The sequence below is a fragment of the Parabacteroides sp. AM08-6 genome (genome assembly GCF_003473295.1).
In the GTDB taxonomy this organism is placed as follows: domain Bacteria; phylum Bacteroidota; class Bacteroidia; order Bacteroidales; family Tannerellaceae; genus Parabacteroides.
On the sequence record NZ_QRMP01000014.1, the window covers coordinates 25,597 to 47,191 of the forward strand.

General features: G+C 43.1%; 24 protein-coding genes and 1 riboswitch. Of the genes, 13 read left to right on the plus strand and 11 right to left on the minus strand.

The features are described 5' to 3' along the window. Nucleotides 1–21: 21 nt before the first annotated feature. Genes DW103_RS10445 through DW103_RS10455 form a run of 3 tightly spaced genes read right to left on the minus strand, consistent with a single transcriptional unit; the run spans nucleotide 22 to nucleotide 2,876 of the window. A complete protein-coding gene (locus DW103_RS10445) occupies nucleotides 22–987 on the minus strand; it encodes an ABC transporter permease (protein WP_122275850.1) in 966 nt (321 codons plus the stop codon). Beyond that, complete coding sequence (locus DW103_RS10450) at nucleotides 984–1,721, minus strand: ABC transporter ATP-binding protein (protein WP_122275852.1); 738 nt, start codon at nucleotides 1,719–1,721, stop codon at nucleotides 984–986. Before DW103_RS10450 ends, DW103_RS10445 begins: the two co-directional genes overlap by 4 nt. Nucleotides 1,722–1,724: 3 nt before the next feature. Then, a complete protein-coding gene (locus DW103_RS10455; protein ID WP_199653006.1) occupies nucleotides 1,725–2,876 on the minus strand; it encodes an NEW3 domain-containing protein in 1,152 nt (383 codons plus the stop codon). Between the two features lie 276 nt (nucleotides 2,877–3,152). On the opposite strand from DW103_RS10455, the gene pgk reads away from it, so the two are divergent. The 3 genes from pgk (at nucleotide 3,153) to nrdG (ending at nucleotide 7,432) form a co-directional block, all read left to right on the plus strand. Beyond that, the gene (gene pgk, locus DW103_RS10460; protein WP_122275856.1) at nucleotides 3,153–4,424 is read left to right on the plus strand and encodes a phosphoglycerate kinase; all 1,272 of its coding nucleotides are present in this window, start codon (nucleotides 3,153–3,155) and stop codon (nucleotides 4,422–4,424) included. Between the two features lie 119 nt (nucleotides 4,425–4,543). Next, a riboswitch (cobalamin riboswitch) is annotated at nucleotides 4,544–4,758 on the plus strand. A gap of 123 nt (nucleotides 4,759–4,881) precedes the next feature. After that, complete coding sequence (gene nrdD / locus DW103_RS10465; protein ID WP_122275858.1) at nucleotides 4,882–6,975, plus strand: anaerobic ribonucleoside-triphosphate reductase; 2,094 nt, start codon at nucleotides 4,882–4,884, stop codon at nucleotides 6,973–6,975. Then, nucleotides 6,959–7,432 carry an anaerobic ribonucleoside-triphosphate reductase activating protein gene (gene nrdG / locus DW103_RS10470; RefSeq protein WP_122275860.1) on the plus strand — a complete coding sequence of 158 codons (474 nt, stop codon included), beginning with the start codon at nucleotides 6,959–6,961 and terminating at the stop codon, nucleotides 7,430–7,432. The genes nrdD and nrdG overlap by 17 nt, the downstream gene beginning before the upstream one ends. Here the strand turns inward: nrdG and DW103_RS10475 are convergent. The 6 genes from DW103_RS10475 to DW103_RS10500 are packed head-to-tail and all read right to left on the minus strand — an operon-like array spanning nucleotide 7,401 to nucleotide 10,842. Further along, nucleotides 7,401–8,096 carry a hypothetical protein gene (locus tag DW103_RS10475; RefSeq protein ID WP_122275862.1) on the minus strand — a complete coding sequence of 232 codons (696 nt, stop codon included), beginning with the start codon at nucleotides 8,094–8,096 and terminating at the stop codon, nucleotides 7,401–7,403. The two genes, nrdG and DW103_RS10475, sit on opposite strands and share 32 nt — an antisense overlap. Then, on the minus strand, nucleotides 8,087–8,935 hold the full coding sequence (locus DW103_RS10480; RefSeq protein WP_122275864.1) for a DUF4373 domain-containing protein: 849 nt from the start codon (nucleotides 8,933–8,935) through the stop codon (nucleotides 8,087–8,089). Before DW103_RS10480 ends, DW103_RS10475 begins: the two co-directional genes overlap by 10 nt. A gap of 12 nt (nucleotides 8,936–8,947) precedes the next feature. Next, entirely contained in the window at nucleotides 8,948–9,271 is a 324-nt protein-coding gene (locus DW103_RS18460) for a hypothetical protein (RefSeq protein ID WP_233545667.1), read from the minus strand. Then, nucleotides 9,246–9,548, minus strand: a complete 303-nt coding sequence (locus DW103_RS10490) for a hypothetical protein (RefSeq protein WP_122275866.1) — start codon at nucleotides 9,546–9,548, stop codon at nucleotides 9,246–9,248. Before DW103_RS10490 ends, DW103_RS18460 begins: the two co-directional genes overlap by 26 nt. Before the next feature lies 1 nt (nucleotide 9,549). After that, nucleotides 9,550–10,068: a hypothetical protein gene (locus DW103_RS10495; protein WP_122275868.1), complete on the minus strand. Its 519-nt coding sequence runs from the start codon at nucleotides 10,066–10,068 to the stop codon at nucleotides 9,550–9,552. A gap of 39 nt (nucleotides 10,069–10,107) precedes the next feature. Continuing rightward, complete coding sequence (locus tag DW103_RS10500; RefSeq protein ID WP_122275870.1) at nucleotides 10,108–10,842, minus strand: hypothetical protein; 735 nt, start codon at nucleotides 10,840–10,842, stop codon at nucleotides 10,108–10,110. Between the two features lie 782 nt (nucleotides 10,843–11,624). Between DW103_RS10500 and DW103_RS10510 the strand changes: the two genes are divergently transcribed. The 6 genes from DW103_RS10510 to DW103_RS10535 all read left to right on the plus strand — a co-directional run bounded on the left by DW103_RS10510 (nucleotide 11,625) and on the right by DW103_RS10535 (nucleotide 14,099). Beyond that, a complete protein-coding gene (locus DW103_RS10510; RefSeq protein WP_122275874.1) occupies nucleotides 11,625–11,993 on the plus strand; it encodes a hypothetical protein in 369 nt (122 codons plus the stop codon). Between the two features lie 112 nt (nucleotides 11,994–12,105). Further along, nucleotides 12,106–12,558 (plus strand): HU family DNA-binding protein, encoded by a 453-nt coding sequence (locus tag DW103_RS10515; RefSeq protein ID WP_122275876.1) that lies wholly within the window; start codon nucleotides 12,106–12,108, stop codon nucleotides 12,556–12,558. A gap of 45 nt (nucleotides 12,559–12,603) precedes the next feature. Further along, the gene (locus DW103_RS10520) at nucleotides 12,604–12,813 is read left to right on the plus strand and encodes a DUF4248 domain-containing protein (protein ID WP_199653004.1); all 210 of its coding nucleotides are present in this window, start codon (nucleotides 12,604–12,606) and stop codon (nucleotides 12,811–12,813) included. A gap of 14 nt (nucleotides 12,814–12,827) precedes the next feature. Continuing rightward, the gene (locus DW103_RS10525; protein WP_370453477.1) at nucleotides 12,828–13,010 is read left to right on the plus strand and encodes a hypothetical protein; all 183 of its coding nucleotides are present in this window, start codon (nucleotides 12,828–12,830) and stop codon (nucleotides 13,008–13,010) included. 7 nt (nucleotides 13,011–13,017) lie between these two features. After that, entirely contained in the window at nucleotides 13,018–13,419 is a 402-nt protein-coding gene (locus DW103_RS10530; RefSeq protein ID WP_122275880.1) for a D-Ala-D-Ala carboxypeptidase family metallohydrolase, read from the plus strand. A gap of 209 nt (nucleotides 13,420–13,628) precedes the next feature. After that, nucleotides 13,629–14,099, plus strand: coding sequence for a hypothetical protein (locus DW103_RS10535; protein ID WP_147381202.1), 471 nt, complete (start codon nucleotides 13,629–13,631; stop codon nucleotides 14,097–14,099). A gap of 13 nt (nucleotides 14,100–14,112) precedes the next feature. Here the strand turns inward: DW103_RS10535 and DW103_RS10540 are convergent, their stop codons facing one another. Continuing rightward, nucleotides 14,113–14,469 (minus strand): lipocalin family protein, encoded by a 357-nt coding sequence (locus DW103_RS10540; RefSeq protein WP_122275946.1) that lies wholly within the window; start codon nucleotides 14,467–14,469, stop codon nucleotides 14,113–14,115. 129 nt (nucleotides 14,470–14,598) lie between these two features. Then, the gene (locus DW103_RS10545) at nucleotides 14,599–15,702 is read right to left on the minus strand and encodes a Gfo/Idh/MocA family protein (protein WP_122275884.1); all 1,104 of its coding nucleotides are present in this window, start codon (nucleotides 15,700–15,702) and stop codon (nucleotides 14,599–14,601) included. Nucleotides 15,703–15,805: 103 nt separating this feature from the next. On the opposite strand from DW103_RS10545, the gene proS reads away from it, so the two are divergent. The 4 genes from proS (at nucleotide 15,806) to DW103_RS10565 (ending at nucleotide 21,462) form a co-directional block, all read left to right on the plus strand. After that, nucleotides 15,806–17,287: a proline--tRNA ligase gene (gene proS, locus DW103_RS10550; RefSeq protein WP_122275886.1), complete on the plus strand. Its 1,482-nt coding sequence runs from the start codon at nucleotides 15,806–15,808 to the stop codon at nucleotides 17,285–17,287. Nucleotides 17,288–17,386: 99 nt separating this feature from the next. Then, on the plus strand, nucleotides 17,387–18,946 hold the full coding sequence (locus DW103_RS10555; RefSeq protein WP_122275948.1) for a DUF4435 domain-containing protein: 1,560 nt from the start codon (nucleotides 17,387–17,389) through the stop codon (nucleotides 18,944–18,946). Nucleotides 18,947–19,041: 95 nt separating this feature from the next. Further along, nucleotides 19,042–20,805 (plus strand): glycosyltransferase family 39 protein, encoded by a 1,764-nt coding sequence (locus DW103_RS10560; RefSeq protein ID WP_122275888.1) that lies wholly within the window; start codon nucleotides 19,042–19,044, stop codon nucleotides 20,803–20,805. Between the two features lie 6 nt (nucleotides 20,806–20,811). Continuing rightward, a complete protein-coding gene (locus DW103_RS10565; RefSeq protein ID WP_122275890.1) occupies nucleotides 20,812–21,462 on the plus strand; it encodes an HAD family phosphatase in 651 nt (216 codons plus the stop codon). Nucleotides 21,463–21,595 lie beyond the last annotated feature (133 nt).

Genomic DNA, 21,595 nt, shown 5'->3' on the forward strand with positions numbered 1-21,595 from the left:
CTTCTTATGTCGTTCAATCTTTTATCTTGACCGAACTTCCTTTCTCATAAAAGAGACATAGGATAAAGCAAAACAAATGACAGTAGCTGCAATTAATCCCGTTAGTTGCGGCCATACAACCAAAAGACTTTGGCCTAAAGGAAGAGGGCTGGGTATTGCACCATGCACTTGCTCCATTGTCAACGGGCCAAGACTCCGTACCGACGGCATTAGCAATGTCATCGTTGCTTCATTAAACAGCTCACTCGGTGCAAAACGCAATAAATTCAACATAAACCGCTGATAACTGATTATCTGATATTCGGAAGCCATGCCCGCAGGACTTAACGCCTTTCCAACCAAATTAATAATCATATTATAAAAGACGCTAAAAAACAACCAGATAGCGATACAAGCCAACGCAGATGTCGCCGCTTGCTTAAACCGTATCGAGAAAAATATTGATAAGTTCAACCAAAATGCAACATAAAAAAGACTCACCACAAGGAAAAAGATAATACGCATAAACTCCTCCGCAGTCGGTGGTATCCCTATTGCAATCAATCCAAACCCCATCACCAGAAAACCCAATACAAACAGCATAGCACCAATAACTATCAAAGCAGCCACAAACTTAGCATTAATCAGATAGTCCCGATGTATCGGCTGGGACAGAATTCGACTTAGCGTCCCCTTATTCTGTTCCGAATTAATAGCATCAAACCCTAATGAAATACCTAATAACGGTCCTAAGAAACTGATAAATACCACAAAAGAAGGCAAAGTTCCATCAGATACCGTAAAAAGTTTCAAGAAGAGAAACGAACCATCCGGGTCATTGGGCTTAATCGAAGCCGCAATATTCGTCAGAGCAGTATACAAAGAGCCCATACAGGTCAAGGCTATAATAAAAATCAAGATGATGAAACGCCAACTTCTTACACAATCGGCAATTTCCTTATTCACTATAACCCAAAAAGGATGATTGGTATTACTTAATTTGTTCATACGCCCTTTCCTCCTCCAAAATACTGATTATAAATATTGTCGAGTCCATGCTCCACTTTATGCAAATCCGTAAGTTCGATTTCCGCCAAAAGTTTACCGCCTCCGAACAATCCAACGCGGTCGCACACCTGTTGCACCTGATTCAAATGATGGGAAGAGAATAAAACAGTCAGCCCCTCTTCCCGGCTCAACTGCATAATCAATTCCATAAATTCCCGGACACCGGCCGGGTCGATTCCGGAAGTCGGTTCATCCAGGATAATAACCTCCGGATTTTTAATCAGGACATCAGCCAGCCCCAAACGCTGACGCATACCACGCGAATACTTACCGGCCTTCTTTTCCCCTTGTCCGGATAGACCGACACGGGCAAGCAATTGCTCTGCTTTTTCTCGTGCTTCTTTCTTCGGAATACCGTTTAAAGCCGCTGTATATACCAAGTTTTCGATACCGGTCATATCATCATAAAAACCGACATCTTCAGGTAAATATCCGACTTTTCGTTTTACCTCTATCGGCTGGGTCGTGGAGTTGACACCACAAACTTTCACCGAGCCGGATGTAGGTTCCGTCAATCCCAACATCATCAGTATGGTTGTTGACTTTCCGGCACCATTCGGTCCCAACAATCCGAAGATTTCTCCTTGACGGATATTTAGGTTTAAATTATCTACAGCCGTAAAATCACCATACTTTTTCGTCAAACCTGCAAGCTCAATCACATGCTGACACATGGCTTACCTCCTTCCATATTTACGGAACAGGTAATAAACACCACCCAACACAACGACTATAATTAAAATCCCCAACCATCCGTAAATCATCGGGGTACGAACCATGACACGAAATTCAACCGTTTGATTTACTTCCGGTGTCTTCGCCGTCATTTTTGTTACATAATCGCCGGGAAGTGCTTTTTTCGAAGCTTTAATCGTCGCATTTACATTTACAGAACTACCGGCCGGCAATTTTTCTATTTTAGAAGGTTCAAAGGAAACTTCCCAGTCTACAGGCTTATTGGCCGATAAGGATATATCATTCAATTCCGCCGAACCGTCATTTCGTACAATTAAATCTATACGCTTCGTTTCGCCGGCCGTGATTTCCGAACTCAAAAGTCCTTGAGGAGTGGTTAACTCCATTTCATACGAACCGGTCACCACCACTTCCAGTTCCAAATCGGCTGAAGTCGAACTGGTCGTCACATGAACAGGAATTTTATAGCTTCCGGCTTTAACATTGGCCGGCGGTGTTATATCAATACTAATATTTTCCGTGGCATTCGCTTCTACCTGAGCAGAAGTCGCCTGCTTGCCCCCAACCCGAAAAATAACATTCCAGCCACGCGGGGCAGTTGCCATAAGAGCATATAATTGCTGGTCGCCTGTCTGGTTTTTCAATGTCGCATTAAAGTTAAAAGTCGATTTCGAATTGCCTTGCATATTCGGCTGCTTGGTAGTAAAATCGGTCTGGTAAGTACCCTGTTCGGAAACAGTTACCGTAAGCGGCAACTCCGCCAAGCCGGAAGCAGCAACCGTGAAATGATAAGTTCCCTTGTTTACTTTCATCGGCACTTCCACTGTCATGGTAAAAGTCTTCTTTTCTCCCGGTAATACAGACAACTGATTTAGAGTCCAGCCACCGGCCTTTACTTCGTATTTCCATCCCCGAGGCATTCCTTCAACGGAAATAGTAGCGTTTTTCACTTCGTCACAATTATTGATGACATCAATACTGTAACTAATAGATTCTCCCGGTGGAACAGTAATTTTCGTGTAGGGAGTGTACAACATCATGTTTTTCTCTGCACCGTTGGCGCGCGTACTCAAAGGCAATAATACAAATAGGAGTACAATTAGTAGATTAAGTTTTCTTGTTTGCATTGTTATAAAAATTTTTATACAAAAATGATTATCAATAGCAGATTGCAAATATAAAGACAGACTCTATTACTGTCTATTAAAAGTTTTAAAAAAAAATTATTACAGTATGCGCAACTAAGATATTACATGCACCCGAATATAAAAGAACTTCGCACAAACAATCTCTGAATGTGGATTTTCAACTGAATTATTACTTAAATGTAACATTGAAATAAAATATTTTTGTGTAAGTTTGCGAGCGCTAAGCGTGATATTTTACTACAAAACTTAAATATAAGAGTTATGCAATCAATTGACAATTTCAATTTTGCCGGCAAAAAGGCATTTGTTAGAGTTGACTTTAACGTTCCATTGGACGAAAATTTCAACATCACAGACGACACTCGTATCCGTGCCGCCCTTCCTACTCTGAAAAAGATTTTAGCTGACGGTGGCAGTGTCATTATCGGTTCTCACCTGGGACGTCCGAAAGGCGTTACGGATAAATATTCACTGAAACACATCCTGAAACATGTTTCCGAACTGTTGGGTGTAGACGTTCAGTTCGCCAACGACTGCATCGGTGAAGAAGCCGGTGTCAAAGCTGCCGCTCTCCAACCGGGTGAAGCTTTATTACTTGAAAACCTTCGTTTCTATGCAGAAGAAGAAGGCAAACCCAGAGGTTTGGCTGAAGATGCAACCGACGAAGAAAAGAAAGCTGCCAAGAAAGCAGTGAAAGAAAGCCAGAAAGAGTTTACAAAAAGATTGGCTTCCTATGCCGATTGCTATGTAAACGACGCATTCGGTACAGCTCACCGTGCGCACGCTTCCACAGCTCTTATCGCTGATTATTTCGACGCCGACCACAAGATGTTCGGTTACCTGATGGAAAAAGAAGTAAAAGCCGTTGAAAAAGTAATGAACGACATTACACGTCCGTTTACTGCTATCATGGGTGGTTCTAAAGTTTCTTCCAAAATTGAAATCATCGAAAACCTGTTGAACAAAGTAGACAACCTGATTATCACAGGTGGTATGACCTACACTTTCACAAAAGCCATGGGCGGCAAAATCGGTAAATCAATCTGCGAAGAAGACAAACTGGATTTGGCCCTCGACCTGATGAAGAAAGCAAAAGAAAAAGGTGTCAACCTGGTATTGGCAGTAGACGCTAAAATCGCCGACGATTTCAGCAACGATGCCAAAACAGCTTATGCAGACGTAGACAAAATACCTGACGATTGGGAAGGTCTCGACATAGGTCCGAAAACTATCGAAATCTATGCCGACGTTATCAAAAAATCGAAGACTATCCTTTGGAACGGTCCTACCGGAGTATTCGAATTCGAAAACTTCACAGACGGCTCCCGTGCAGTAGGCGAAGCTATCGTAGAAGCTACCAAGAACGGAGCATTCTCATTAGTAGGTGGCGGCGACTCCGTTGCTTGTGTAAACAAGTTCGGTCTGGCAAGCGGTGTATCCTACGTTTCAACAGGTGGTGGTGCTTTGCTGGAAGCTATCGAAGGCAAAGTTCTTCCGGGTATTGCTGCAATAAAAGGCGAACCGTACAAATAATTCAGATACAAATCCATTTTTAAATACGAAACTCCGGTGAAATCACTTCGCTGGAGTTTCTTGTTTTAAATCACTACTATTTTTTCTGTTCTCTTCTTTGTAAGCTCAATTTAATGTTTACCTTTGTTGCCGATACTGGTTTCCGAATCACGCCAGCCGTGAGGAAGAATTAAAAGGGAATCCTGTGAAAATCAGGGACTATCCCCGTAGCTGTAAGTTTTACTCCTTATAATGGGAGAATGTTGTAACAATCTATTTGCCACTGGTTTAAAAAGCCGGGAAGGTGTTGCAACTGAAACAAGTCAGAAGACCTGCCGTATCAATCATACATGATCCAGAGCTTTCGGGCGAAAAGCAGTGGAATGAATCCTTTATAAGATCCATTTTATTACTCACCTACGCGCATCAGCTTCCGGACTGTACTTGAACGATAATCGTTAAATCTTAAAATATAAGTATGATTAATACAGAAATATTTATCATCAAGAGAGACGGGAAGAAAGAAGTATTTTCTCTTGACAAAATCAAAAATGCAATATCGAAAGCATTTTTATCAGTAGGGAGTTTCGCAACGCAGGAAGTAATAACAAACATCCTCAGCCGTATCAGTATCAATGACGGGACAAGCGTGGAAGACATTCAGAACCAAGTAGAAATAGCTCTGATGGCGGAGCATTATTACGCCGTGGCCAAGTCGTACATGTTGTATCGCCAGAAACATCTGGAAGACCGGGAAGTAAGGGATAAGCTCCGTTTCTTGCTGGATTATTGCGATGCCGCCAATCCGGCCACAGGAAGCAAGTATGATGCGAACGCCAATGTGGAAAACAAGAATATCGCCACGCTTATCGGTGAATTGCCGAAATCGAACTTTATCCGTTTGAACCGCCGTCTGCTGACCGACCGGTTGAAGGATATGTACGGCAAGGAAGTCTCCGACCGTTATCTGGAACTGCTAAACCATCATTTCATTTATAAAAACGACGAGACAAACCTCGCCAACTATTGCGCCAGCATCACCATGTATCCCTGGCTGATAGGAGGGACGGTGGCCGTAGGCGGCAACTCCACCGCTCCCACCAACCTGAAATCCTTCTGCGGAGGTTTCATCAACATGGTATTTATCGTTTCAAGCATGCTGAGCGGCGCATGCGCTACACCGGAATTCCTGATGTATATGAACTATTTCATCGGACTGGAATACGGGAAAGAATATTATAAATATGCCGGCAAAGAGGTCGACCTGTCCAATAAGCATCGCACGATAGATAAAATGATTACCGATTGTTTCGAACAGATTGTTTATTCCATCAACCAGCCCACCGGAGCCAGAAACTTCCAAGCCGTTTTCTGGAATGTGGCTTATTACGACAAATATTATTTCAACAGCCTTTTCGAGCACTTTGTATTCCCCGACGGAAGCAAGCCCGACTGGGACTCTCTCAACTGGCTGCAAAAGCGTTTCATGAAATGGTTCAATAAGGAACGAACCCGCAACGTCCTCACATTCCCGGTCGAGACAATGGCACTTCTGACAAAAGACGGCGATGTCCTCGACAAGGAATATGGTGACTTCACAGCCGAAATGTATGCCGAAGGCCACTCCTTCTTCACCTACATGAGCGACAATGCCGACTCACTGAGTAGCTGTTGCCGCCTGCGCAACGAGATACAAGACAACGGTTTCAGCTACACACTTGGAGCCGGCGGCGTATCTACCGGTTCCAAGAGCGTACTGACAATCAACCTGAACCGCTGTATCCAGCACGCCGTAAAATCAGGTCTGCTTTATCCTTTCTTCTTGGAAGAAGTCATCGATTTGGTTCACAAAGTACAACTGGCTTACAATGAGAACCTGAAACAGTTGCACGCCAAAGGCATGCTTCCCCTGTTCGATGCCGGCTACATCAATATGGACCGCCAGTATCTGACCATCGGAGTCAACGGCTTGGTGGAAGCCGCTCAATTCATGGGAATCGACATCAACGACAACCCCAAATACGAAGCCTTTGTCCAGGAAATACTCGGCATGATAGAAAAGTATAACAAGAAATACCGCAGCAAGGAAATACTGTTCAACTGCGAAATGATACCGGCCGAGAACGTTGGCGTGAAACATGCCAAATGGGATAAAGAAGCCGGTTTCCAGACATTCCGCGAATGCTACAACAGCTATTTCTATATCGTGGAAGACACCTCCTTGAACGTCATCGACAAATTCCGTCTCCACGGCCGGCGCTATATCGAGCATCTGACCGGCGGTTCAGCCTTGCACATGAATCTGGAAGAACACCTGAACCAGGCACAATACCGCCAGTTGCTTCGTGTCGCCGCGACGGAAGGTTGCAATTATTTCACCTTCAATATCCCCAACACCGTATGCAACGACTGCAACCATATAGACAAACGATATTTGCAAGAATGTCCCGTCTGTCACAGCCGGAACATAGACTATCTGACCCGCGTGATTGGTTATATGAAACGTATCAGTAATTTCTCACAACCCCGGCAAGTGGAGGCCGCTCACAGATATTATGCTTCGATACGCTGATTATGACATCGTCTTCCAAGAAATACCGGACGAGATAACATTGGCAGTCAACCTATCCAACTGTCCGAACCGTTGTAAAGGTTGCCACAGTCCGCATCTGATGGAAGATGTCGGCGAACCATTGACAGAAGAAAGTCTTTCCCTGCTTCTGCGGAAGTACGGAAAGGCCATCACCTGTATCTGTTTCATGGGAGGAGATGCGTCGCCTGCCGAAATAGAGCATTTGGCAGAATACCTGTACCGTCAATCCATTGCTCCGGTAAAAGTCGGCTGGTACTCAGGCAAGCCCGAACTTCCTCCGGATATCGTTTTGAACTTTTTTAATTATATCAAATTAGGTCCCTACGTCGAACATCTGGGCGGATTGAAATCGGCAGAGACAAATCAGCGTCTCTATCGTATTGAAAAAGGCAAAATGGAAGACATCACCCGGCGCTTAGCCCTCTCCCTTCCTTAATCAACCCGTCAAAGAAGCCTTTCAGCAACCATGCCATGGCCTGCTGTTTGACGATTGTTTGCCGTGTATCCTCGTCCATCTTTAAGTTGCTGGCCGGACGCCAGCCGGCACAGACCTGCATTGCATGGTGTTTCTCGGCAGGAGTGTTGCGAAGAATGCCTCGTTTTTGAAGCGAAAGATAGACGCGTGACGGGTAAAGCCGTTCCAGCGGGTAACCGTTGCGATATTGCTCGAATATCTGTTGCAAAAAGACACGTTCGCGCTCTTCCTTATACGCCTCGCTGACAGGTGGTAAGGCGGTCTTCGCCCGTTGTTTCTCAAGGCTGACGACGGCACGATAGCGGATGTCGCTCGTCTTGTACGTTTTCAGCCAGTGTGTCAGTGTGCGAAGGTTCAATCCCATAAACTCGCCATATTCGCCTTTTGCACCCCATTCAAAACAGAGTCTTATTTCTTCCAGAGTCAAGAAGGAAAAAGACTCAAAAAGGTCTGAGGCCAATTTAGCCGTGAAAATACCGAAATCTTTCGCATCAGGCATACGGAAACCGCAGAGAATATACACTTGACGGAGCAGAGCAGATGTGCGTACCAACAACGTTTCGCCCGGAAGATTACACACCCGCTCCGCTTGCAAAGCCAACGCCAAACGCGACTCTATGCACATTTTAATAGTTTTCTTGCTATTTCCAGCGATGCATCGCCAACTCTATTTATTTCTTCAATCCGCGAAAGCTTTGTCGATGGTTCTGCGCGGGCGGAAATTTTTTTTATCTTATGATATTGCCACCAGTAATGAAAGCGGCGTGCGAAATCTTTCTTTGTTTCGACACTGTCTTCTTCCGAGCTGGAAACAAGATAATCGCAAAACTCATCCAATAGCGAAGGAAGACAATTGTTGAACTCCAATCCTCCCCCCGACTGGCGTGTTGCCGCCGCACGCCAATCTTCATCTCCTAAAAGTTCATCTTTCCATTCTGGCCATTTCCCGCGCACACAGACAGGAATGAACGAAGTGAGAGAGTTTTGTTTTGTTTCCTTTTCTTTTGTTTTGTTTTCTTTTGTTTGTCGCATTTCTGTTGCAGAAACAGGGGTTTTTGATGCAATAACTCCAATATTTTCACCATTAATGCAGTTGAATTCCGGTATAATCGGATTTGCAGAGCGTTTTGTGACCGCTAAATACCGTTTCTGCACACTTTTGGACGTCAGTATTCCTAATGTCTGATAAAGGTTCTCGTCAAACAATCCCAGTTCGACGCACTTTTGAATAATCATTTTAATAACTTCTTCTTTTATCTCTATTTGCTTGGAAAGGATAAAGAAATAATCATCGGAAATTTTCAAAAAATAACCGTCTCCCCTGTAAATATCGCAGAGGAGGGCGATGTACGTGTTTATTCCTTCTGCCCCATAGCAATTCATCAGGCGAAGCACACGTATATTGCTAAAAAAATTAGTATCGAAAGGGAAATAATCCAGCCCTTTCTTTATAGGACGTGCCATAATGATAACGATTTATAGGTTTCCGGTTCGTTTACAGGCCCGGACAATTAGTTGTAAAGTTTTGAGAGTGAGCAGTTCGGAAGGAACAACCCGGATGAGCAGCCAGCCGCATGCCGCGGCTTCGTTGTATTTTTCCATGTCTCTAAAGAAACCGTCTGGACGGATGTGGCGGCCTCCGTTGAAGACGCCTCCTTCCATTTCTATCGCTACGCGCTGCGCAGGTATTGCAAAGTCGAAACGCCATTCGCGCGAGGGGTGGAAGCGGTATTCTGCTACCACTTCGTACCCCGTATGTTTTTTAACCAACGCGCTAAGCGGCGAGTAGCTGTTCGCCATCTTCAAGTATTTTGGCCGCTTGCTTGTCCGTGTCGCAGACTTCCACGTAACAGTCACCCGCGCGGTTGTCGAACACTATCCAGCGACGGATAAACGGTTCGTAGAAATAGCCGTATTCATTGAATTTAGAGAAGACATAATTGCGTGAACCCCGTTCGCCTGCAATTAGATGATAAAGGCATTCGGCTGCTTGGTCACCCAACAACAAACCGTTCAAATGCAATGTTTTCAGGCTTGGAGGGGGTAAAACGTGTTTTTCATGTTTTGTGTTTTTCATGTCAAGCTGCCGGGTTTAAAAGGTTCATATCTTCGTTGTCCAATTTTATTGATTTTTCCTGCGCGAAGGATTTGCCTTGCGAAATGTACAGGTTAGCTTCGCGTTCGCACTGCGAGAGGTCTTCAAGCAGGAGGTCTATATCCGGGTATTCATCGCGGCCGATGTAAAGACGTACGGCCATATTTCCGGTTGTCTTCGGTTCGGTGTCTTCTGCTTTCTTTCGGTTTGCGGCCGATAAAATAATGTAGGCGTATATGGTTACCAACTGCGCATCACCGATGTTTTGTCGCTGGAAACCGCCAACGCGTATATTGTCGTCGAAAATCATCATACCTGTTATCGCGGCAACATGCGTGGTTAGACGTTGCATGGAATTAAATAAATCCGGATGTATCGGTGCAGTGTTCTCATAAGTGATAACATGCGTATCGTTTGTTGCGAAAACGTTTTCTTCATAACGCGTTTTAAGGTGATTGTTTTTGATGGAAATCAACTCAAATGATTTTGTAATTTCGTTCATTATTAAATTATTAGAGGGTAAATATTGGTTTGATAAAAATTATGCGGCAATTTTCGGTTCGGGACGATATTCTACGTAAATACTTTCCACTTTGTTTCCTTTTTTTGCTTGCTTTTTTGCGAATGAAATAGCCGGACGGAAAATGCGTTCAAGGTCGCTATCAGGCAGGTTGCGGCCGATTTCTTGCCACCAATAGCGCAGTAAATCAATGTATCCTTCCGGCTCGGTTACAACAGGAATAAGGTCTACCGGCACTTCGGCCAGTCTAATTTCAGATTGTCCTTTCAGCAGGCGGTTGTCCGCACGCTGAAGAAGGGTTTCCAGCCGGGTTTCGTCGATGTCGTCTCGTTTGCGAAGGCGGTTTTCTGTAGCCTGACGGTTTTTAACAAGACGCTGCTCGGCTGCCATCGCGTCGTCTATCTGTTTATGCAAATAGCCACGCAGCAAGGATGAGGCTTCGAATGCCGGGCTTCCGGACACATTCGGGTCGATGTCTTTTTCAAGTTTGACAAACTGTTTCTGGATTTCCGTCAGGCGGGTGGTGAATGGCTTGCGGAGGTTGTGAAGCCGCTGCATTTCTCCATTGCAATAGCTGATGTAGGCACGTACTTGGTCGGCCAACACTTCGTTCATTCCTTCGCGTCCGATTGATTCAATCATACGTTTTCCGGTTTTAATCACAGCAAGACTGCTTTCTGCATTAGACTTTAAGGTGGTAAGGCCATTTGTCATTGATGTTGCGATTTCGGTACTTTTACTTTTATCATTTAACATAATTAATAGATGTATATATGGACTAATAAAGTCCTGTTTGTAAATTTATTTAGAAAAACAATGTAGCTACATCATGTTTTAGTCATATCGATATACAAAGGTCATTAAAATGTTCATAATAAACAAATATATTTCAATTACAAATATATTTTTACAAACACTTAACTATTAATTACACAAAAGTACATAAATGATTAATCTTTCTATATAATAATGTATATACATGTTTTATAACAATATAATACAACATGTAAAGATTATACTATTCGGATGGATTTTAAAATTCTTTCGGATGGATTTCAATTTTCTTTCGAAAGAAAAAAAAATACATTCGAATGAAATAAAAATTTTCTTATTCTTGTTTCTCGCAAAATATGTATATCTTTGTTACATCATTGCCAATTAAGGGTTGTAGCGACAATCCGGTGCGATGTGTCAAAATAAGCATTTTACGATATTATCTCGTGGTTCAAATTATCCCAAGTCTTTTTGCATACCGAGATGATAGCAACAAAATGCTCACGTCGATTGTATATATACACGGAGTGTATTTTATGATATGGCGTGAGCTGTTGTCTATTATCCGTATGTGGGCACGGGATATGCCTGAACCAGGATAATGTGGCGGCAGTTTCACGCCTTTTTTTGTGTCCTGCCGCCTCTTTTAATAAACACTATAAAAAGGTTTGAAAGATACCGGATGTACATTTCGGTTAAGTGTGGCAACGCCGGTTCGTGATGAATAGACGTTGTTTTTATCATACGCTAAAAAAAACAGCAATATGCAGACAAAGTTTAATTACAGTGACCTTAAATACAAATACAGTAAAGGTACAGCGGCTGACAGCCTGTACATTTCGGACTTGATGTGGGAATTAAGGGCTTTTGCGGCTTTCCATTCAATACATTATGTGGAGAATGGAGTTATTATCGGGCAGGATTGCAAGAATGAGATACGTTTTAGTTTTCAGGAAATCATAGAGTATGGGAAATATCACAGTTCTTTTTTTATCTTATTCCGCGATGGAAGTGTGCTCCTCCTCTCTTACTTAAACAAACGACGCAAGACTATTAGCATTAATAACCACAACCGATGCTATGTTTATTTTATCCTTTGGATATTTTATACGCGCTGCATGCTGTTTCCTTAATTATGCGAATAGACGTATACAAAAGCCAACAAAACCCAACTGTGACTTTTCAGGCTGGCGTAACTTTGCATTGTCAATCAAATTAATCACTTATTATTAAATTATTCATTGAATGTCACAAGGGTATAAATTAGTCATTAGAAAAGTCTCCGACTTGAAGGGCGGAGCAGCCAAAGAAAAGGTTTACGCAATCCCGAGTTACAATGGTTACATGTATATCGACGAGTTGTGCGAATTAATCGAAATGCGTTCTGCCATGTCCTCGGCCGATGTAAAGTCAATTCTGGACAACCTGAATTGCGTAGTAGCCATGGCACTCAAAGCGGGTCGCATCATTCAAGTCGGCGAGCTTGGAAATTTCCGCCTTTCCATGTCCAGCACGGGCAGCGAAACCAAAGATGCGTTTACGCGTTCGGACATCAAGAAAGCGCGTGTTCTCTTTTCACCGGGCAGTGCGTTGAAAAATCTGGGTTCTATTGTCAATTTTGTTTCTGCCGAAAAGAAAGACCCCGCCAAACCGGAAGGAGACAACACCGGAGGCGATGAAAATCCGGATATTCTATAGGCCGAAAAGTTGTTAATCTCCGTTTAATTCGTTAACTTTGTAATAATGAAAGCTACTACTTATTCTATGAAGGAAATTTGCGCGATGTATTTTCCGCACAATACCCAAGCCTCGGCTGGCGTTCAGTTAAAGCGCTGGATTAATTACAATGACAAATTAAACCAAGCTTTAATCGAAGCTGGTTATCGTAACGGACAAAAATTACTTACTCCGCTTCAGGTGTCTTTAATTTTCCAGTATTTAGGTGAACCGTAATACAAGTATTTACATTGAAATTACAATTATTCATTGCAACAGTGCTGACCTTTGCAGGGTTGGCACTGCTCTTTTCTGGCTTTTTCTTCCCTCCAGCCGGCGAAATCCATCCGTCTGTGTTGGTTGCTTTCGGTGAAACTTGCACTTTTTCCGGTGCTCTTTTCGGAGTGGATTACAAATATAAAAACAATCGTTAAAACAATCATGAAAATAACTAACAACTTCTCGCTTGAGGAATTTACTTACAGCCGCACTGCAATCGAGCATGCGCTCAACAATGTGCCCGGCTATCGGGAAACAGTCGCACTGAAATCACTCGTCGTAAACCTTTTACAACCGCTTCGCGACTGCCTGAATGCTCCGATAGCGATTACCAGCGGTTATCGCAGCCCCGATGTTAATTTACTTGTCGGAGGTGTCCCGTCTTCCCAGCACACAAAAGGGGAAGCTGCCGACTGTTACACGGCTGAAGGCCCTGAACATCTGCTGTCTGTGTTGCTGGCTTCCGGCCTTGCTTTCGACCAAGCAATTGTCTACCGCAGGAAATGTTTCCTGCATCTTTCTTTCCGAGAAGGGTTTAATCGGGGACGGGTGTTATATAAGTAAAAAATATGGCTCGCCTCACGGTGAGCCATACTAAAACCTTAACTATGAAAAAATTAAAGAATTCAAAAGATTAGTCAACTAATGATGACCAAATATTTAAATTTTTTAATATTGTAAAGGTAGGCTCTTTTTTTTAATAATCAAAGGATATAAGTAATGTTCTACAACAGAGAATAAATATGTTAAAATTCAACAGAAATTCCAATAGCATGAAATACAATTTTTTACTTCTTATTTTTTTCTCATTTATCTCTTGTTCTTCATCAAAAAGCATAGAAACAAGCCGTTCCGAAGACATAAAACAGAAAGAAACCTTATCTATTCGCGCTGCTACCGTTCCGGAAAGCCATGCCTGTTTAGCTATTCCTTCCACCGAATTGCGGGAATTACCGGAAAAAGCTGTTTATATGCAAAAAGACGGCCAAGCTACAGCCTCCATCCGTTTTTTGCACGATACGCTTTTTGTAACGGCGTCATGCGATAGTTTACAAATGTTAGTTTATGAATATGCGGAGGAAATTGAACGACTTAATAATAGCACGCAGACGGTATCGAAAGAACGCTCGGTTTATTCTTATAAATGGGGATTTATGGGACTATTGGCGGTTCTTTTGTTTGTTTTGTGGAGATATTTTAAACATACCATACGAAGCAAATGTGCCCCCAACAAAATATGTTAGGGGCTCTGGTTTTTTATTTTTGTTTTTGATAGTTGTGAACACTTCCGTTTTTTTGTTTCAAGACTAACTTATCATTCGTTAGTTTCTCAATCATCAACGTATCTCTGAAAGACAAGGTTTGATGATTTCCTATACTTTTACCGGTCAAAACTAATTTATCCCCTTTCTTTTCCCAAGTTTCATATTGAAGGGTTGCCATATTAATCGAAGAAGCTTTACCACCACGCTCTAATTTAATGCCTTGTGTTGTATTTTCCATCCCAGGTATAGGTTCCACCCATGCCCCCTCCAAGCTTGTTTCACTACAAGCAGAAAAAGCCATTAAAACAATAATACCACATACATTTTTTAACGCAATTTTCGTTTTCATGTTTTTAAAATATTTATTGATTAGTTTATTAAAAAGCAAGCTTCCGTTCGTGTTGCCACCATCCCGGAAAACCATACCAAATTCATTTTAAACAACATCCCAATTTATCTCCTATAAAAGAGAATATTATTACTTCAACCGGACAGGCTTTCCAGTTTTAGCACTCTTAATGGCCGACTCCAGTATTTCAACCACAATCAGGTTGTTCTCCAACGAAGACAAATCTTTGGGTGATACCTGAATATCACCACGAACAGCGGCTTTCAGGTAATAGAAAGAGTCATTATACGGAGCTTGCAGTTTAGGTGCCTGCTCTTTTACTTCTTTCCGATTGGCATAGATACGCATTTCATCCGAATTGTCCTGGTAAATATACCCTCTACTTCCGTAAATATGCATATCTTTCCGGTTTATCGGCCAGTTCCACGAAGCCATGATTTGCACGACGACCGAAGGATACTCGACAACAATCGTGGCATCGTCGTCCACTTTCGTATATAAATAAGGCTTTTGATGTTCCAATACGCCATAAACACGAATCGGCCTCTGCCCATCCATCAACCAAGTGGCCAAGTTGGCGCCATAGCAACCGAAATCAATGACAGCTCCGCCCCCGTTCAATTTCGGGTCCGTCAGCCAGTCGGTAAACTCTTTTCCACAACCGATTTCGAACGGACCTTGATGGCCGTCATATACATTTATGCGGGTGATTTCGCCGATTTCTTTTTGGTCTTTAATCAATCGGTAAGCTTCATGGTTCGTGTGATACCAAGTCGTTTCATAATTTGTCAACAACAGGATATTATTTTTACGAGCCAGCTTAGCCATCCGGTTAGCATGTTCCATATTCACAGCTAAAGGCTTCTCTACCATCACATGAATGCCACGCGGCGCACAAGCTTCCACAACAGCAAGATGGTCGTATATGGAACCGTAGGCCACTACAACCTCCGGTTTCGTCTTATCCAACATTTCGCCTAAATCAGCGTAAAACAACGAGGCATCCAGCTTTTTACGAAGCCCGTTATTCTCACGTATCCGGGCATCCGGTTCGGCAACGCCGACAACTTCAAAGTCTCCCCTATCCATCCGGACAATCACTTCATGCAAATGTCCATGAGAAACACCGGCTACACCCAAACGCAAAGGTTTGCTATTCTGAGCATCCGAAAACGAAGGGAGGAAAAACAACAGAGAAATCACAACTGTACAAATTAATCGATAAGTATTCATGGTCTATATATAAATATGTTTCTACAAAGATATAAATATTTTTGTACCTTTGCCCGTCGTTATTTTGAATTAATAAAAACAACTATCATAGATTAAAAAGAAAATGGCAAAAGAGCTGAAAGAACTGACTCCGAGAAGTGAAAATTATTCACAATGGTATCAGGATTTGGTAATCAAAGCGGACTTGGCGGAAAACTCTGCCGTACGCGGCTGTATGGTGATTAAGCCTTACGGGTATGCAATCTGGGAAAAGATGCAACGTATCCTCGACGATATGTTTAAGGAAACCGGACATCAAAATGCCTATTTTCCGCTCCTTATCCCCAAATCGTTCCTGAGCAAGGAGGCCGAACATGTGGAAGGATTCGCCAAAGAATGCGCCGTTGTCACACATTATCGTCTGAAAACGAACCACGATGGTACGGGAGTCGTGGTAGACCCCGCTGCCAAACTGGAAGAAGAACTGATTATTCGTCCTACGTCGGAAACAATCATTTGGAATACTTACCGCAACTGGATACATTCCTATCGCGACCTGCCTGTCCTCTGCAACCAGTGGGCCAACGTGATGCGGTGGGAAATGCGTACCCGTCTGTTCTTGCGTACTGCCGAATTTCTCTGGCAGGAAGGACATACTGCCCATGCAACCCGTGAAGAAGCGGAAGTCGAAGCAAAGAAAATGCAGGATGTATATGCGGATTTTGCCGAAAACTATATGGCAATGCCTGTCATCAAAGGTGTGAAGTCGGCCAGCGAACGTTTTGCCGGCGCCTTGGATACGTACACGATTGAAGCCATGATGCAGGATGGAAAAGCCTTGCAAGCCGGAACTTCCCATTTTCTGGGACAAAACTTCGGTAAAGCTTTCGACGTGACGTTTATCGACAAAAACGGGAAAAGCGATTATGCTTGGGCTACTTCATGGGGCGTTTCCACTCGTTTAATCGGTGCTCTCATCATGTCGCACTCCGACGATAACGGCCTGGTATTGCCTCCTCACCTCGCTCCTATCCAGGTGGTAATCGTTCCCATCTATCGCAGTGCCGAACAATTGGCAGAAATCAGTGAAAAAATAGCCGGTATCGTTGCCAAGTTGAAGGCATTGGGCATCTCCGTTAAATACGATGACGCCGACAATAAAAAACCGGGATGGAAATTTGCCGAATACGAACTGAAAGGAGTTCCCGTACGTTTGGCCATGGGTGGACGCGACATGGAAAACAACACCATCGAAGTCATGCGCCGTGACACACTGGAAAAAGAAACGGTCACTTGCGACGGCATCGAAACGTATGTGCAAAACCTCCTGGAAGAAATCCAGAAGAATATCTTCAAGAAAGCTTTCGAGCATCGTACAGCCAATACGATAACGGTCGATACGTACGATGAGTTCAAAGAAAAAATCGAAGAAGGTTACTTCATCATGGCACATTGGGACGGCACGCCCGAAACGGAAGAATTGGTCAAGAATGAAACAAAAGCGACCATCCGTTGTATTCCTCTCGCCGGCGACAAAACTCCGGGAAAATGTATGGTGACAGGCAAACCGTCTGCACAACGCGTATTATTTGCACGCGCATATTAATATTTGAAATAGAAAATTGAAATTTATAAAAAGCATGCCGGTCTTTATACTGGCATGCTTTTTTTCTTATCTTTGGGAAGGAAACAAATTGATACTTGTATGGAACTTATTCTCCCAACCAAGCAAAACATATCCGAGCCGGTTGTTTTAGACACGAAGGTGCTGGTGGTAATCGGAGCCAACGGAGCCGGAAAAAGTTCGTTCGGCAGAAACTTGTACGAACAATACAAAGAAAAATGTATTCGTATTTCAGGAATGCATTCTCTCTTCATCACCAGTGAAGAAAAAGATAGCCAGACAGAAGAAAACGAACTGGCACGGCTTCAGTCCATGATTGCCGAACGTATCTTTATGCCGCGCATGTCGGAATACGAAAAACTAATCCTCCATCTGCAAACAGAAGAATTTGAAGCTGCCGTACAATATAAGGAAGATTGCAAGCTAACTCCCGACCTCCAACCTCCGGTAACAAAAATAGACCGCATACAAGCTATCTGGGAGAAAATGTTCCCACACAACAGGCTTCTCCGGAAATCCGGTTTCATTGAATTAGTATCCAGAAGTCGTGACGGAAATTCCTACACGGCCGGGCGTATGAGTGACGGCGAAAAGTTAGTATTCTATCTAATCGGGGCTGTATTATGTGCCCCACCCGATGCACTCCTTATTATCGAAGAGCCGGAAATATTGTTGCATGATTCCATCAAAAATCTTCTATGGGACGAAATAGAAAACATGCGGCCGGATTGTACTTATGTCTATCTGACTCACGACATCGACTTTGCCGCTTCCCGTCAGGATAGCAAACGAATTTGGATACGTTCTTACAATGCAGACGCGCGAATCTGGGATTACGAGCTGATAGAAAGCAACGACAGCTTCCCGGAAGAGGTCTACATGGAAATTCTGGGTAGCCGTAAGCCCATCCTCTTTATCGAAGGGACCGACAATAATAGTATAGACAGCCGCCTCTATCCGCTTATATTTCCCGACTATATGGTGAAACCGATGGGAGGTTGCCAGAAAGTAATCGAAACAACAAAAGCTTTTGCCCAACTGAAAGATTTCCATACGCTCGACTCAAAAGGGATTGTCGACCGCGACCGGCGCACACAAGGAGAAATCGATTATCTGCGCGAACAACACATATATGTACCGGATGTTGCCGAAGTAGAAAATCTCCTGCTTCTGGAACCCGTTATCAAAACCGTGGCCAAGCGACTGATGAAAGACCCGGAAAATATTTTTGCCCAAACGAAGGATAATATCATCAAGTTATTCCTGAAAGACCTGGAAAGCCAAGTCATCCTTCATGCCAAACACCGGGTTCGCAAGAAGCTGGAAACAACCGTCGACCGGAAAATCACGACAGTCGAACAGCTGACCGAACACGTGGAAAGTATCCGGGAGAATGTCCACGTGGAGGAAATTTATAAGGGAATCAAAGAGAAATTCATACAGTATGCAGAAACAGGCGACTATAAAAACATCCTCCGCGTCTACAACCAGAAAGGCATACTGCCTCAATCCAGGCTCTGCAATTTATGCGGCATCAGTAACAAAGAAAGCTACTTGAACCTGATTCTTTGCATCCTGAAAGAAAACAAAGAAGATGCAGAGATTATCCGTTCTTCCATCAAAGAATCTTTAGGGACATAAAAAGTTTGAAAAAATGAAGAAAAAGTCCGTAAAAAATCGTTCTTTTGTGTTTTAAAATAAACGAGTAAATGGGCCAAAGCCCTTCATTTTAGAATATGCGTACACCTACTCTTCAATATCTTTATCTGCAAAAGCCGGTAACGATGGTTATTATTATTTGTATCATATCCGTTCTTCCCTGGATTGGACTGGGAGACTTTTCAACCAAGGGAGAACCGAGAGAGGCAGCCGTCGCTATTTCGATGCTGGAGACAGGCAATTGGGTCTTGCCGCAAGTTTATGCCAATGAATTTGCATACAAACCTCCTATGGCACATTGGTTGATGACTATTTTTTCTTATCCGCAAGGACATGTATCCGAATTCACATCGCGGCTGCCATCGACTTTAGCTTTTATTACGCTAATCGGATTCGTGCTCGTATTCTTCGGTAAGCGTATCAAGTTCCAGCAAGCTTTCATAGCAACGTTGTTGCTGATAACCTGCGTTGAAATACACCGGGCGGCCATGACTACACGGGTGGATATGCTGCTGACTACTTTTATTGTCATCGGCCTGTTCCAACTATTCCGATGGGAGGATAAACTGGAATTAAAAGGATTGCCGGTTACAATACCTATATTATTGGGATGCGCGGTGTTGACCAAAGGCCCGGTAGGGATTATTTTACCTTTGTTCGTATTCGGCGTCTATCTGCTGATGTTGCGTAAATATTCGCTATTGGTCATATTCAAGGCTTTGTTATATTCCGGGGTATCGTCCTTATTCCTGCCGTTACTCTGGTATCTGGCCGCTTACAAACAGGGAGGCGAGCGTTTCCTTAATGTCGTACTGGCTGAAAACTTCGGCCGTTTCTTCCATTTCGACACTCCGGGAGTCAACTATGATTTAGGGCATGAAAACGGAGTTTGGTACAACTTTATGACGCTTGCCGCCGGCTTCATCCCTTGGACGATATTTTTCTTTTTTACTTTGTTCGGACTCAAATTGCACAAACCGGATAAATCGTTCAAAGAAATAACGAAAGACTGTTGGGCCAATATCAGGGCAATGGAAAAGGAGAAGTTGTTCAGCTTGGTTGCACTCGTTTGCATCATTTTCTTCTATTCGATACCTTCCAGTAAAAGAAGCGTATACCTGATGCCGGCTTATCCGTTTATCGCGATATTCCTGGCTCAATACACGCTTTATATTACGGAATACCGAACGAAAGTCACACGTATATTTGCGGCTTTTCTGGCATCAATCGTCGCAGTCGTGCTGATTGTGGTAAGTCTGACTATGACGGGAGTAATAGACCCGGTAGCTATCGCCGGCCAATATACCCAACGCCAGTCTACATTGGAGTCGGTAGCATTGGTTTCCAATATGTTTGCCTCTCCTGACTGGCTGACCATTTGTATCCTGATTATATTATTGGTCTTCTTAGCGACTGTCTATTACCAGATGTTCAAGAAAATCAATATCAAGATTTTATATGCGACCATTGCGCTATCCTTTGCTATCAACCTGCTAATAGACGGAGCTGTCATGCGGGGTATACGTCAGGGAAGTTCATCGCGTCCTTTCGCTGAACAAGTGATGAAAGATTACCCGCTGAACGAAACCAACATGTATGTGATGAACAATCTGAAATGTTATTTGAACATGTATGGACTAAACTTCTATCTGGGCAACAAATTCCATAATTTTGAAGAAGAACAGCCTGCAGGCGGATATTTCTTTACAACCGGACGGGATTTTGAAACCGTACAAAAAAATTATGGAGATAAGTACACATTCAGTCCGCTTACTTCCACAAAGAATGTGATTGCCGATGTACGTTATAAAATTATACTCTGCAGTTTCTCACGAAAGTAAATCATTATGCTCAAACAATTGACACAACTAAAAACAGCGCTTTTCGACTTTGATGGTGTAATTGTCGATACAGAACCCATCTACGATATTTACTGGAACGAAGCAGGTGAACGCTATGGCTTGGGTATAAAAAACTTCGCCTCTCATATCAAAGGCACGACATTACCTTATATTTTAGATAAATATTTCTCCGGTTATTCAGAAGAATTTAAGGAAATGGTGTTACGCGAATCAATGGAATTTGAAAGTCAAATGCCTTTTCCTCCTGTTCGCGGAGCTATGGATTTCATTCACCTGTTGAAAGACAATGGAGTTAAAACAGGTTTAGTCACCAGTTCGGATGATGTGAAAGTAAAACGCGCTTTTCACCTACTTCAGTTGGATAACCTTTTCGATACGGTTGTGACGGCAGACCGCATTACCCGGGGAAAACCAGACCCGATGTGCTACCTTCTTGCCGCCTCCGATTTGAAAGTTTCTCCTGCCGAATGTCTGGTATTCGAAGATTCATTTGCCGGAGTACAAGCTGGGAGCAGTGCCGGTATGCGGGTAATCGGACTCAGTACGACCAATAGCCAAGAGTCTTTACAAGATAAAGTATACAAAGTTATTCCCAACTTTGAAAACATAACCATCAATCAATATAAAGAGTGGTAGAGAAGTTTCATTTCTTTTCCGTTGTATGAAATAGAAAACAACCGATAATATTTTCAGACAAGAAATCGAAGCTCTTAAAAGAAAGAAGGTCCATGTCGCCAATAGGCAATATAGACCTTCTTTTTATTATATT

What these genes read in the sequence shown, in the direction of transcription:
- DW103_RS10545 (WP_122275884.1), bottom strand. Translation starts at nt 15,702, where the DNA reads ATGAATACTTATCGATTAATTTGTACAGTTGTGATTTCTCTGTTGTTT.
- DW103_RS10565 (WP_122275890.1), top strand. Translation starts at nt 20,812, where the DNA reads ATGCTCAAACAATTGACACAACTAAAAACAGCGCTTTTCGACTTTGAT.
- DW103_RS10510 (WP_122275874.1), top strand. Translation starts at nt 11,625, where the DNA reads ATGCAGACAAAGTTTAATTACAGTGACCTTAAATACAAATACAGTAAA.
- DW103_RS10515 (WP_122275876.1), top strand. Translation starts at nt 12,106, where the DNA reads ATGTCACAAGGGTATAAATTAGTCATTAGAAAAGTCTCCGACTTGAAG.
- pgk (WP_122275856.1), top strand. Translation starts at nt 3,153, where the DNA reads ATGCAATCAATTGACAATTTCAATTTTGCCGGCAAAAAGGCATTTGTT.
- DW103_RS10560 (WP_122275888.1), top strand. Translation starts at nt 19,042, where the DNA reads ATGCGTACACCTACTCTTCAATATCTTTATCTGCAAAAGCCGGTAACG.
- DW103_RS10530 (WP_122275880.1), top strand. Translation starts at nt 13,018, where the DNA reads ATGAAAATAACTAACAACTTCTCGCTTGAGGAATTTACTTACAGCCGC.
- proS (WP_122275886.1), top strand. Translation starts at nt 15,806, where the DNA reads ATGGCAAAAGAGCTGAAAGAACTGACTCCGAGAAGTGAAAATTATTCA.
- DW103_RS18460 (WP_233545667.1), bottom strand. Translation starts at nt 9,271, where the DNA reads ATGGCGAACAGCTACTCGCCGCTTAGCGCGTTGGTTAAAAAACATACG.
- DW103_RS10480 (WP_122275864.1), bottom strand. Translation starts at nt 8,935, where the DNA reads ATGGCACGTCCTATAAAGAAAGGGCTGGATTATTTCCCTTTCGATACT.
- DW103_RS10500 (WP_122275870.1), bottom strand. Translation starts at nt 10,842, where the DNA reads ATGTTAAATGATAAAAGTAAAAGTACCGAAATCGCAACATCAATGACA.
- nrdG (WP_122275860.1), top strand. Translation starts at nt 6,959, where the DNA reads ATGCTTCGATACGCTGATTATGACATCGTCTTCCAAGAAATACCGGAC.
- DW103_RS10450 (WP_122275852.1), bottom strand. Translation starts at nt 1,721, where the DNA reads ATGTGTCAGCATGTGATTGAGCTTGCAGGTTTGACGAAAAAGTATGGT.
- nrdD (WP_122275858.1), top strand. Translation starts at nt 4,882, where the DNA reads ATGATTAATACAGAAATATTTATCATCAAGAGAGACGGGAAGAAAGAA.
- DW103_RS10490 (WP_122275866.1), bottom strand. Translation starts at nt 9,548, where the DNA reads ATGAAAAACACAAAACATGAAAAACACGTTTTACCCCCTCCAAGCCTG.
- DW103_RS10540 (WP_122275946.1), bottom strand. Translation starts at nt 14,469, where the DNA reads ATGAAAACGAAAATTGCGTTAAAAAATGTATGTGGTATTATTGTTTTA.
- DW103_RS10520 (WP_199653004.1), top strand. Translation starts at nt 12,604, where the DNA reads ATGAAAGCTACTACTTATTCTATGAAGGAAATTTGCGCGATGTATTTT.
- DW103_RS10535 (WP_147381202.1), top strand. Translation starts at nt 13,629, where the DNA reads ATGAAATACAATTTTTTACTTCTTATTTTTTTCTCATTTATCTCTTGT.
- DW103_RS10475 (WP_122275862.1), bottom strand. Translation starts at nt 8,096, where the DNA reads ATGTGCATAGAGTCGCGTTTGGCGTTGGCTTTGCAAGCGGAGCGGGTG.
- DW103_RS10445 (WP_122275850.1), bottom strand. Translation starts at nt 987, where the DNA reads ATGAACAAATTAAGTAATACCAATCATCCTTTTTGGGTTATAGTGAAT.
- DW103_RS10495 (WP_122275868.1), bottom strand. Translation starts at nt 10,068, where the DNA reads ATGAACGAAATTACAAAATCATTTGAGTTGATTTCCATCAAAAACAAT.
- DW103_RS10555 (WP_122275948.1), top strand. Translation starts at nt 17,387, where the DNA reads ATGGAACTTATTCTCCCAACCAAGCAAAACATATCCGAGCCGGTTGTT.